Source organism: Rhizobacter sp. SG703 (genome assembly GCF_012275445.1).
Lineage (GTDB): Bacteria > Pseudomonadota > Gammaproteobacteria > Burkholderiales > Burkholderiaceae_C > Rhizobacter.
Genome location: NZ_JAAZQK010000011.1, coordinates 1 through 11850, shown reverse-complemented (window position 1 = coordinate 11850; position 11850 = coordinate 1). Strand labels below are relative to the sequence as shown.

The window sequence follows — 11850 nt, the reverse complement described above, 5'->3', positions numbered from 1 at the left end:
TGCAATGATTAACAAGGCGGGTCTTTTTTCGATTGACGAATTGGAAGTAGAGAAAGTCGTGGCCGAGTGCGAACGACGGGGCTGGCGTGTATTTCGCCTGCCAACCAATCTGTCATCCAAAGACGAGTTCTTTGAAGGCGTGCGTCGTGTATTGCCGTTAGACCCGATTTTGCAAAGCAATCGGAGTTGGGATGCGCTTGCGGATTCATTATGGGCCGGATTGGATGGCCTGGATGAGGAGAAAATTGTTATCATTTGGCCTGATTCGTCAATAATGGAATTGAGGTCTCCCAAAGACTACGAAATTGCAGTCGATGTTTTGAGGGCGCTACCAGATTCGCTCGCTGACAAAAACGTCACGGCTGGGCCAACGAAGCAATTGTTGATAATTAGATCTATTTAATGAGGGACGAGCCGTCTCGACGCGATGACTGAGCGCTTACCACAGGCTACCGATGATGCCGGTCTATGTTATTCGTAAATGCAGCGGGCGCGGCAATGGTTAAAAGGTTGAGGCGGAAAGATACGATGCCTCCCAGGAGGAAAATATCTCAGGCGGTGATCTCATGCAGAAACCTGTTGCTGTCCGGGCGATTGACAGAGCATGTTCTGCACACGTTGGAGGCAGTTTTACTTGAGATCGATGCAATAGAAGATGCCGCCATAAAAATAACATTCGAGCGATGTGTCGCAATTGCAATAGATCAAGTCAAGGCGTCTGATCTTCGCAGTGCAGGACTGATTCTCAATTTGATCCACAATCTTCCATTGGACACAGAGAGCAGGCTGGCGCGGGACGTCGACTATTTTCTCTCAGTAGAACTTCTCACGTTCCTGGAGCACTATGACGAAGTGAGATCTTCGCGGCAGGTCGCCCTTTTTGTCTGCGCGATGCTTAACGCTGGTCGCAGTGAGCAACGGCATGGTGCTTGATGGCGCTTCGGACACTGAAATCAAATTCATGGCAACTGCTCGGCAGGATGTCCCTTATCTTATCTCCGAACTTCGACGGTTGACCGAGATGCTGAAGTCCGGCACTCAGCGCTGATCACCATGACATACAAGAAAGAACTTTTTGCGTTGCCGTGTTCGTCCGCAGAGGTGATTCGTGGGCCTGCGCTTTGCATTGATCGTGGCGACTTGTTGTTGTCCATGGACTTTGAAAATGAAGGACAGAAACGGTCAGTCTGCCTGCGGTTCGTCAAACAACGCGCCTTTCGGAAAAGGTCGGAGATCTACTGCACCGGCTGGCATGTCGATGACGTCCACGAAGCGGTATGCGAATTGCCGGAATCTGATTGGGTTGCGGAACTGCGCAATGACGCCGTGCCGGAGTGGCGAGACCGTTGGGCCATGCGCCACTTCATGGTGTTCGTCGACAGCTTCGGTTGCCTCGAAGTGGTTGCAGAGTCTGTTGCGTTGGAAGATGAGGATTCCAAGAAGACTGCCGACACCTGATCCGTCAGCCAAAAATCGCCTTCAAGACAACGCCACGCTCCCCCGCCGTTGCGCCTCACCCGCCATCCCGACCGGCATCGCAGCCCCCAAGCCGGCCACCCCCGCCATCTCCGCGTTCTGGATCGACTTCGCCACCTGCACCCCATGCGCATACGCCGTCGTCACGCACGGGTGCCAGAAGTTCGTCACCTCGCCGGCGGCATACAGCCCCGGCAGACCGGGCACCGCACCGCTGCGGTCGACCTCGATGTAGCCGTCGTCCAGCGCCAATCGCAGCCCGCCCGGGATGCTGGCCTCGAAGCCGAACTGCACGCCGAACACGTCGAACGGTTGGCCGTTCACCGTCATCGCCTGCGCATCCGCCTGGAACGGCCCGACATGCACCGCCTCCGCTGCAATCTGCCGCTGCAGGATCGGCTGGGCACGCGGCGCATGGCGGCAGAAGATCTCGACGCTGGCCGCCCCGCGCCGCAGCGCAAAGCCCGCCTGGTCGAACGCGTTGTCGCCACCGCCGAGGATCGCGACGCGGCGGCCTTCCACGGCGATGCGCTCCATCGCGATGCCCGGCCCGATGCCGATGCAGTCCGATTCGACGAACCCGCCGCGCCGTGGCTTCGAGCCGGTCGCGATCACCACATGGCGCGCCCGGTGCACTGTCCGACCGTCCGCCACGTCCCACTGCCGGCCCCCCGGCGACTGGCGGATCGCGCTGACCTCGAAGCCCACCGTGTGCGGCACGTTCGCATCGAGCAGGTGGTCCTGCAGTTCGGCCGCCACCTGCTGCCCGGTGCGTCCCTGCATGCCGGGAATCCATCGGTTCGTGTACGGGCTGCGCAATTGCAATCCGCCCACCGCCGGCCCGGCTTCCAGCAGCCGCACGTCCATCCCCAGCTGGTGCAGCCACAAGGCACAGGCCGCACCGGCCGGGCCGCCGCCGATCACCACGGCATCGTTCATCGGAGCATCCTTTCTTTCGATCAGAACAGGATGCCCATGTCGGGCGAGGCGGCGTGTGCAGATCGCGAAGCCGCCGCCTCGCCACCGAAGCAGCCCGGATGCCAGTCCGGGATCCCGGTCACTCCGCCAGCGCCTGCGCCAACTGCTGAACCCGCCCCACATCCGCCTTCACCGCCTTCGCGATCTCGCTGCCATAGCCGCTGTCGGCCTTGTAGAAGTGCGACAGCATCGCGTACTTCACCGCGTCGTTGTCGACGCGGCCCAGGTCGCCGGCCAGGTTCGCGACCAGGCTCGCCTGCTCCTTCTTCGACAGCGAGCGCCAGAACTCGCCGGCCTGCCGGAAGTTCAGCGTCTTCGCGATGCGCGCCTGCTGCGTGCTGCCGGCCAGCGGCAGGCTGCTCGATCTGTAGGCCGCATCGGCCGGCAGCGGCCGCAGCCGCGACGGCTCGTAGTTGACGGCGCCGGTGCGCGCACCGGCATTCGCATTGCCGTCCTGGTTGTTCGCGGCCACCACGGCCTTCGGCGCATTGATCGGCAACTGCTGCACATTGGTGCCCACGCGGTGCAGCTGCGTGTCGTTGTAGCTGAACAGCCGCCCCTGCAGCAACCGGTCTTCCGATGCCTCGATGCCCGGCACCAGGTTGCCCGGCGCGAACGCGCTCTGCTCGGTCTCCTGGAAGATGTTGGCCGGGTTGCGGTTCAGCGTCATCGTGCCGACCTTGGTCTCCGGCACGCCGGTCCACACCTTGGTCGCGTCCAGCGGGTTGAAGTCGAAGCCGTCGAGCTGCTCGGGCTTCAGCAACTGCACGTGCAGGTCCCACTTCGGAAAGTTGCCGCCGTTGATCGCGGCGATCAGGTCTTCGCTCGCATGGTTGAAGTTGCGGCCCTGCAGCGCCGTGGCCTCGGTCGCGCTCAGGTTCTTCTCGCCCTGCAGCGTCTTCCAGTGGAACTTGACGTAGGTGTAGCGGCCCTGCGCGTCGACGAACTTGTAGGCGTGCACGCTGTTGCCGTCCATCTGGCGGTAGCTGGCCGGCGTGCCGAGGTCGGAGTACAGCCGCGTCAGCATGTGCGTCGATTCGGGCTGCTGCGAGAAGAAGTCGAAGAAGCGGTTCGGGTCCTGCACGTTGGTGTCCGGGCTCGGCTTCAGGCTGTGCACCATGTCCGGGAACTTGATCGCGTCGCGGATGAAGAACACCGGCAGGTTGTTGCCGACCAGGTCCCAGTTGCCGTCGCTGCCGTAGAACTTGGTCGCGAAGCCGCGCGGGTCGCGCAGCGTCTCGGGCGAATGGTTGCCGTGGATCACGGTGGAGAAGCGCACGAACACCGGCGTGCGCGTGCCGGCCGCGAAGATCTTCATGCGGGTGACGGCCGACAGGTCGGCACTCGCGACGAACTCGCCGTGCGCACCGGTGCCGCGCGCATGCACCACGCGTTCGGGAATGCGCTCGCGGTCGAAGCGCTGCAGCTTCTGGATCAGCTGCACGTCCTGCAGCAGCACCGGCCCGCCAGGGCCGGCGGTCTGCGAGTTCTGGTTGTCGCCGACCGGCGCGCCGTTGTCGCGTGTCAGCGTGGGCGCCGGAGCCTGCGCCTGGGCGGCCGCCGCGGCCACGGCCAGCAGCACCGGCAGCGCGTTGCAACGAAGAAGCTTGTTCATGTTCTGCTCCACTGAAGTAGGAGCGCGGAGCTTATGAAGCCGCGTGCGCGCCGGGAAATTGAAAACCTCAGCGGGCTCGATTCACGCCTTCAATCGCGATCGCGCTCGCAGGGCTCAGGCGGCGGTGGCCAGCGTGCGGCGCAGCGGCCTCACGCCGTCGGGCAGCGCGTCACCCAGCGTGTCGGCCAGCAGTTGCAGGTCGGTCGCGCGCGGATGGCCCGGGCGCCAGACCATGCCGATGCGCCGCGATTGCCCTTGCGCCAGGGGCCGCACGACCAGCCCGCTGTCGCCGCGCCGCCGGACCGACAGCGCCGGCATCAGCGTGCAGCCCATGCCGGCGGCCACCAGCTGCCGCAGCGTCTCCAGGCTGCTGGCGCGGAAGTCGCACCCGTCGTCTTGCGTCGATTCATGCTGGCCGCAGGCTTCCAGCGCATGGCCTCGAAGGCAATGGCCGTCGGTGAGCAGCAGCAGCTTCAGTTCGGCCAGCACGTGCAGCGGCACGGCGTCGTACGCCGCGATCTCGTGCTGCGGCGGTGCCGCGACGAAGAACGGTTCGTCGAACAGCGCCTGCTCGACGAAGGCCGGTTGGGGCAGCGGGCCCGGCAGCGCGACGATGGCCACGTCGATCAACTGGTCGGCCAGCTTGTCGGCCAGGTGGCGCGTCATCTCCTCGTGCACCACCAGCCGCAGCTTCGGGTAGCGCTGGCGCACCAGCGGCAGCAGCCACGGCAGGTAGTAGGGCGCGAGCGTCGGGATCAGGCCGATGTTGAGCGCGCCTTGCAGCGGCCCGCTGCGCAGGTTCTTCAACTCGAGGATCTGGTCGGCCTCGGCCAGCAGGCGGCGCGCCCGCTCGACCACCAGCTCGCCGATCGGCGTCAGCCCGGGTTGCTTGCCGTGGCGGTCGAGCAGCGCCAGCCCGAGGTAGTCCTCCAGCTTGCGCAGCTGCGTGCTGAGCGTCGGCTGGGTCACGTGGCAGGCCTCGGCCGCGTGCCCGAAATGGCGGTGCTCGGCGAGCGCCACCAGGTAGCGCAGTTCGCGCAGTGTCATCGTTGTCTCCCTTTGCCGCGCGAGTATTGCCAGCGCCGGGGCGGGCGGCGATTTCTTTTGTGATGCGCGCCGATTGGCAATTTGAATCGCAGGCGCCTGACTTCGCGTGGGTGCGGGCGGCTTCGCGTTTTCCGTGTCGAGCGCGGTGGGCCAGCGCCAGACTGCCCCCGGATCGCAAAAAGCTGAAGGTTCCTCGATGGCCGTGCCCCCGTTCGTTCGCCGCAGTTCGACGCCCGACCCGCAATGGTCGAGCCCATCGCGCACGACGCAGCCGGCTCGGCCGGGTGTCGGGGACTTGCCAGCGTCCACGGCGCGCACGCGGCCGGCCGGCGTGCCTTCGGCGGGATCCACGAACCGCGCGTCGAGCGCGGCGGGCGCGGGGCGGGCGCCGCGCGGCGGCACGGCCGTCGATGTCAAGCCTCTCGGGCTGAGGAGCGCTTTCATGTCCCTCATGCAGAGCGTGGGGCATGCCGGCCAGGCGTTTGCGGCCCCGGTGACCCCGCGGGGCTTCATCGACGGCCTCCCACCGGCAGTGGCGCACACGCTGTTCGCGCAGTTCAGTCCCGAGGCCTTGGCGAAGACCTTCGCCGGCCACCCTGCGCCGTCCAGGTTTCCCGTGATGGCGATGACGCACCCGAGACGCAACGAAGTCGTCGACCTCGCCATGGGGTCGCCGGCATTGCGGCATGCACTGGCACGGCAGATCGGGCAGCTCGACCGCACGCAGCGCGATGCGCTGGTCGCGCAGGTCGGGCAAGAGACCGACCCGGCGCGCCTGCGGGACGGCGTCGTGGCGCTCCTGCAAGGGGGCGCACAGCATCTGCAGCCCGAGCAACGCAGCGCGCTGGTCCACGAGGTCCTCGCGATGAGCGGGAACGACGTGCCCCGCATGCTCGCGGCGTTGCAAGCCCTCGGCCCGTCGTTGGGCTCCATCCCCGGCGAACAGCAGTTCGGGCTCGCCAATGCGATCTTCGTGAACGTCACGGATCCGGCAGCGCGCGAGGCCGCGCTTCACTGCATGAGCCAGGGCATGGCCGATCTGCATCCGGATGTGCGACTGGCGCTGGTCCAGATCGTCGGGGCGTCGCTGGAGGCTGCGAACGAGACCGGAACGCCGAGCACGATGGCGTCGGCCCTGTGCAAGGGCTTTGCGCACCTGGAGCCGGAGTACCGCGAACTGCTGTTCGTCGAGGCGCAGAAGGTGCAAGGCGTGGAAGCCAAGGCCCAGGTGATGTCGGGCTTCATGTCGGCCCTGGAATACCTGAAGAAGGAAGACCGCGAAACCGCGTTCGATGCCGTCATGCAGTCCGCGGACCCGATGCGGTTGTTCTCGAGCCAGGGGGCCTCCGTGGCGCCGGGTCGTTTCCCGCCGGCGTGGGAAGGCCTGAAGCGTCTCGACGAGGGGCGGCTGTCGGCGCTGCTGGCGCATGCCACGGGCGACCGCAAGAGCGCGACGTCGCTGCGCGCGATGGCCAGCGGCATGCCGGCATTGACCGACGACCAGCGCCAAGCCGTGTTCGATGCGGCCTTCGATCTCGGCACCGCCCAGGAACGCGCCCAGGTGTGGGGCAGCCTCGGCCCGTCGCTCGCGCACATGCCGCTGGCGCAGCGGCAGTCCATGGTCGACGACATCGTGCAGAACCTGCGCGGTGGCGAGCAGGCGGCGGTGCTGGAGCGGCTGGCACCCAACCTGCAGCTGTTGAGCGAGAAACAGCGCGACACGCTGGCGGCATCGCTGCACTCGCTGCCCGACTCGGCGGCGAAAGCCGACGCGAATACGGCGTTCCTGGCCCACTGGCCCGGGACGCCGAGCAGCCTGGAAGGCCTTCACGGCCTGCCGCCGGAGCTCCTGCAGCGGATTGCCGGCCACGTGCACTCTGACGATCCGCGCCAGCTGGGCAAGATGATGCACGCGATGTCGAACACGTCGCGCCCGCTGCAGGCGGTGCTCTCGGGCGACGCGGCGGTGCGCTTCCTGCAGCCGCTGACGCATGCCGTCACCGACACGTTCACGCCGGCTGATCTGCCGAAGATCTTCACGACGCCCTCGGCACGCGTACCGCTGGCCCTGATGTCGCCGCAGCAGCGCGAGGGCATGGTCATCCTGACCTCGAACGCCTCGGGCATCAGCAAAGCGGGATGGGACAAGTCGAACAACGGCAATCCCCAGCAGATCTCGATGCTGTCCGCGATGGGCCGCGAGCTTCAGCACCTGACGCCGAGCCAGAGGACCGACGTGTACCAGATGGCGGCAGTGACGCTGACGCCCAATCCCGATGGCCATGCCGCAGTCCTCTCCGCCATGGCCCAGGGGGGGCTGCACCTGCTGGCACCGGATCAGCGGGCGCACGTGGTGCGCATGATGCTCAACCAGATGGGCAGCGACGACAACGTGGTGCTTGCGCTGAAGGGCTTCGGGCCTTCGATCGGCAAGCTTGAAGCGCCTCTGCAGGAGAAGATCGCCAAGGGGGTCCTCGCGCTGCCTGCAGGGGCAGATCGGGAGGCTGCCCTGGCGCATTTCGCACCGTTGCTCGCGCACATGGACCCCGGCGCCGCTGCGCTGCTGGCCGGCTCGGTGCCTGCGCTTCGCCCGAAAGCACAGGACCTGAGCGCTCAGGGCATCGACGCGGTCTTCAAGCGGCCACCCGAGGAGCGTGCATCGGTCTGGGCAGGCCTCGGCCCGAAGGTCGATCAACTCGGCCGCGCGCACAAGCAGCAGATGGTCGACGACATCGTGCAGCACCTGAAGGGGGCCGATCAAGTGGCTGCCATGGCAGGCCTCGGCCCGGTGGCCTCGCAGCTGAACCCGCAACAACAGCAGGCGCTGCTCGGGATCGCGACCGCCTCGGCCGATCCTGCCCATCGGGCGCAGATGCTGGCGGCGCTGGCCGACGGATGGGCAGGCATCGCCGACAAGCGCCTGAGCTGAGCGACGAGGCCCTCACTCCACGTGCGAGATCAGCACCCCCGGCGCCGGCTGCTGCTGGCCGTCGGCGGGGGCCTCGCTGCCGACGCTCGCCGACGGCAGCCGCCGCACCGCGACGCCGACCGACATCATGTCGACCACCAGCAGGTGCAGGATGCGCGAGATCATCGAGACGAAGGTGCTCGCGTCCTCGCTGTGCTCGACCGGGATGCACACCGTCGACTTGCGCGCGAGCGGTGATTGGCTCGCGGTGATCGCGATCACCTTCGCGCCGCGCTCCAGTGCCAGGCCGGCCGCGCGCGACAACTCCGGCGGCTGCCCGGAGCTCGAGATGAACACCGCGACGTCGCTCGGCCCCAGCAGCTCGGCGGCCATCGAATGCATCGACGGATCGGTGTGCGCGACCGACGAGATCCGGAAGCGGAAGAGCTTGTGCTGCGCATCCAGCGCGACGATCGCCGAGTTGCCCATCGCATAGAACTCGACGCGCCGCGCCTCGCGCAGCAGCGAGATCGCGCGGTCGACCGCGTCGACGTTCAAGGCCTCGCGGAACTGCACGATGGCCGATATCGTGTTGTCGAGCACCTTGGCGCACAGGTCGGCGGTGCCGTCCTGGCGGCGCACCTGCGTGCGCTGCACCGGCAGCGTGCCGGTCAGCCCCGAGCCGAGCTTCAGCTTGAAGTCGGCCAGCCCCTGGAAGCCGAGCGAGCGGCAGAAGCGGATCACCGTCGGCTGGCTCACTTCGGCGCCGTGCGCGATCAGCGCGATCGGGTCGTTCAACGCGGTGCGCGGGTTGTCGAGCACGAAGTTCGCGACCCGCCGCTCCGCCGGCGACAGCGTCGCCACCGACGCCCGCACGCGTTCGAGCAGCGGGTGGCTGCCGCCGGCGTCCGGCACGTGGTCGGACAGCAGCGTCGAGATGCCCTGGAACACCAGGTTCTCGGCCGTCAGCACATAGGTCGGGATGCGGGCCACGTAGTCGCTCATGCGGCCCTTGGCCTCGAAGCGCTCGCGGAAGATGGCCTGCGCGAACAGGGGCCCGAGCCGCGGCACGATGCCGCCGCCGACGTACATGCCGCCGGTGGCGCCGAGCGTCAGCGCCACGTCGGAGGCCATCGATCCCAGCATCCCGCTGAACACCTCCAGCGTCTCGACGCACGCGGCATCGTGCTGCAGCGCGCGCCGCACGATCTCGGCGGTCGACAGCTCGCGGCCGGAGCTGAGCGCCTGGTGGATCAGCTCGATGCCCGGCCCGGAGATCAGCCGCTCGGCCGACACCCGCGACATGCTCTTCCACGCATGCTGCAGCACCCGCATCTCGCGTTCGTCGCTGGGCGCGAAGTTGACGTGGCCGCCTTCGGTGGCCAGCGTGGTCCAGCGGTCGCCCGACGGGATCAGGCCGGACACCCCGAGCCCGGTGCCCGGCCCGAGCAGCCCGATCACGCCGTTGGCCTGCGGCGCGCCGCCGCCCACCTGCAGCCGGCCCTGCGGACCGACGCCGGGCAGCGCCATCGCCAGCGCGGTGAAGTTGTTGACGACCAGCAGCGTCGACAGCTTCAGCTGCTGCTGCACCTCCTTGATCGAGAACGCCCAGTCGCGATTCGTCATGCGCACCTGGTCGCCCTGGATCGGGTTGGCGATCGACACGGCGCCGTGGCGCGGCTTCAGCTCGGGCAGTGTCCCGAGGTAGGCCTGGATCACCTCGGTGATGCCGGCGTGGTCGCTGCACGGCAGCACCGCGACATGCTCGAACTGCCCCGGCGCGGGCTCGATGCAGAAGCGGGCGTAGGTCGCGCCGATGTCGGCCAGCAGCCGGACTTCGGTGAATGGCGTCGAACGAAGGCTGAGGTCGATGGTCATGGAGGAGGGGACACGGCGGGTGCGAGGGGGGCGGCCGGCATGGGCGCGGGCGCGCGTTCGAGAAGGACGTAGCCGGCAGCGGCGAGGGTCACCCGGCCGTCGACGACGTCGACGCGCTGGCCGCTGTACGCATCGCGCAGCGCCTCGCCGTTGCCGAAGGTGCCGCCCAGCGGCAGCGTGACGAGGCCGTCCACCGCCATCGCGACGACGACCGCATCGCCGGTCTGCGCGTCGACGCGGCTGAACACATACGGGCTTGACGACAACGGGCGATGCACGCCGCGTGCCAATGCGACGTGGCGGGCGCGGAAACTGCCGAGGCGGCGCCAGTGCGCCAGCTGGGCGGTGTCGGGCGTGGCCCAGTTCATGTCGGAGCGGGTCGCCTGCTGCGGATCCGATGCGGGCGCCGGGCCGGGCGTGCGGGCCGTCTCGTCGCCGTAGAAGATCTGCACCGCGCCGGGCGCGAGCATCAGCGCGGCACCGGCTTCGGCGAGGCGGCGGCGATCGAACAGCCGGGTGTCGTGCGACGAGACGTAGCTCAGCGCGTTGTAGCCGGGCCGGCCCGACAGCAGCGACGCGTAGCGGCTGTACAGCGCCTCGGGTTGCGCGAACTGCGGTGCCTGGTCCTGGAATTCGAAGTTGATCAGCGCGTCGAAACCGCTGTCGATCAGCGGGCTGCGCTCGGGCCCCTGGCCCCAGTACTCGCCGACCATCCAGAACGGCTGGTCGTCGATCTTGTCGGCCGGATGGCGCGCCTTCCAGTCGGCCAACGCGGCGGTGGCCGAGCGTTTCAACGCGGCCCAGGCTGCCGGCTCGACGTGCTTGACGGTGTCGGCGCGAAAGCCGTCGATGCCGTACTCGCGCACCCAGTCGCTGAGCCAGGTCACGAGGTAGTCGCGCACCGTTGCGTCGGGCAGGTCGCGGGCGTGCGTGCCGGGCTTGCGGCGCAGGAAGGCCGGCAGGCGCACGTGCTCGGTGCTGTCGGTGCGGAAGTCGGGCAGGTAGGCCAACTGCATCGTCAGGTCGTCGCGGCCGCCGTCGAGGTAGCCGGGCAGGCCGGCACGCACCCATGGGCGGCCCCACCAGTCGGCGAAGTTGAAGCTGTTGTAGTCGATGAAGCCGTGGTAGTCGCGCAGCGTCGCGCGCTCGCTGCCGGGCCACAGCACCTTCAGGCCCAGCTCGCGCGCGGTCTGCAGGTCGAGGTAGCCGGGGTGGTTCATCACCACGTCGAACAGGATGCGGATGCCCTGGCGGTGCGCGGTGGCGACCATCTCGCGCAGCTCGTCGGGCGTGCCCATCGCCTGGTCGAGCACGGTGTAGTCGAGCGCGTAGTAGCCGTGGTAGGCGTAGTGCTTGAACGCCTTGTCGCCGCCGACGACCCAGCCGTGGATCTGCTCGTACGGCGCGGTGATCCAGATCGCGTTGACGCCGAGTTCGCGGAACCAGCCTTCGTTCAGCTTGTCGGTGATGCCTTTCAGGTCGCCGCCGTGGAAGGTGGCGACATCGTCGGCCGGGTTGCTTTCGCGGTGTCGGCCGTAGGCATGGTCGTTGGCCGGGTTGCCGTTGGCGAAGCGGTCGGTGACGGCGAAGTAGACGATCGGGTTGTCGGCGAACGCGCCGGGCACCGAGATCGGGCCGCTGATCGGCGGCGGGGCAGGGGGCTTCGGGGCGGGTGCTGGCACCGCGCATGCGACCAGAAACAGGGCGGCGATCAGGGCGAGAAGTCGGTCGAAAAGAAACCGTTCGGGCCGAGCTTGTCGAAGCCCTGGTGCCATGCGAACAGGCCCTTCGACAGGCTCAGGGCGAACGGTGCGGGGGGGCGTTCGCGCGTTCATCGTCATCCCTTGATCCCCCCGGCCGTGAGCCCCGAGATCATCCACTTCTGCGCCAGGATGAACACGATGGTGATCGGCAGCCCGGAGAGGATGGCGGCCGCCGCGAAGTCTCC

General features: G+C 67.5%; 9 protein-coding genes. 4 read left to right on the top strand and 5 right to left on the bottom strand.

Annotated elements, in window-relative coordinates:
- Positions 1–4 precede the first annotated feature (4 nt).
- The 3 genes from FHT26_RS22250 (at position 5) to FHT26_RS22240 (ending at position 1458) form a co-directional block, all read left to right on the top strand.
- On the top strand, positions 5–403 hold the full coding sequence (locus tag FHT26_RS22250) for a barstar family protein (RefSeq protein WP_168562292.1): 399 nt from the start codon (positions 5–7) through the stop codon (positions 401–403).
- Positions 404–468: 65 nt separating this feature from the next.
- On the top strand, positions 469–933 hold the full coding sequence (locus tag FHT26_RS22245; RefSeq protein WP_168562291.1) for a hypothetical protein: 465 nt from the start codon (positions 469–471) through the stop codon (positions 931–933).
- Positions 934–1053: 120 nt separating this feature from the next.
- Complete coding sequence (locus FHT26_RS22240; protein WP_168562290.1) at positions 1054–1458, top strand: hypothetical protein; 405 nt, start codon at positions 1054–1056, stop codon at positions 1456–1458.
- Between the two features lie 21 nt (positions 1459–1479).
- On the opposite strand, the gene FHT26_RS22235 is transcribed toward FHT26_RS22240, so the two are convergent.
- From FHT26_RS22235 to FHT26_RS22225, 3 genes are all read right to left on the bottom strand, one after another.
- Entirely contained in the window at positions 1480–2415 is a 936-nt protein-coding gene (locus tag FHT26_RS22235; RefSeq protein WP_168562289.1) for an FAD-dependent oxidoreductase, read from the bottom strand.
- Positions 2416–2533: 118 nt separating this feature from the next.
- Complete coding sequence (locus FHT26_RS22230) at positions 2534–4069, bottom strand: catalase (RefSeq protein WP_168562288.1); 1536 nt, start codon at positions 4067–4069, stop codon at positions 2534–2536.
- Between the two features lie 114 nt (positions 4070–4183).
- A complete protein-coding gene (locus tag FHT26_RS22225) occupies positions 4184–5116 on the bottom strand; it encodes a LysR substrate-binding domain-containing protein (RefSeq protein WP_168562287.1) in 933 nt (310 codons plus the stop codon).
- A 442-nt stretch (positions 5117–5558) separates the two neighbouring features.
- Here FHT26_RS22225 and FHT26_RS22220 point away from each other — a divergent pair, with 442 nt between their 5' ends.
- Positions 5559–8045: a hypothetical protein gene (locus tag FHT26_RS22220; protein WP_168562286.1), complete on the top strand. Its 2487-nt coding sequence runs from the start codon at positions 5559–5561 to the stop codon at positions 8043–8045.
- Positions 8046–8057: 12 nt separating this feature from the next.
- Here the strand turns inward: FHT26_RS22220 and glk are convergent, their stop codons facing one another.
- Positions 8058–9902 carry a glucokinase gene (gene glk, locus FHT26_RS22215; protein WP_168562285.1) on the bottom strand — a complete coding sequence of 615 codons (1845 nt, stop codon included), beginning with the start codon at positions 9900–9902 and terminating at the stop codon, positions 8058–8060.
- Positions 9899–11584: an alpha-amylase family glycosyl hydrolase gene (locus FHT26_RS22210; RefSeq protein ID WP_349238204.1), complete on the bottom strand. Its 1686-nt coding sequence runs from the start codon at positions 11582–11584 to the stop codon at positions 9899–9901. Before FHT26_RS22210 ends, glk begins: the two co-directional genes overlap by 4 nt.
- Between the last annotated feature and the right edge of the window lie 266 nt (positions 11585–11850).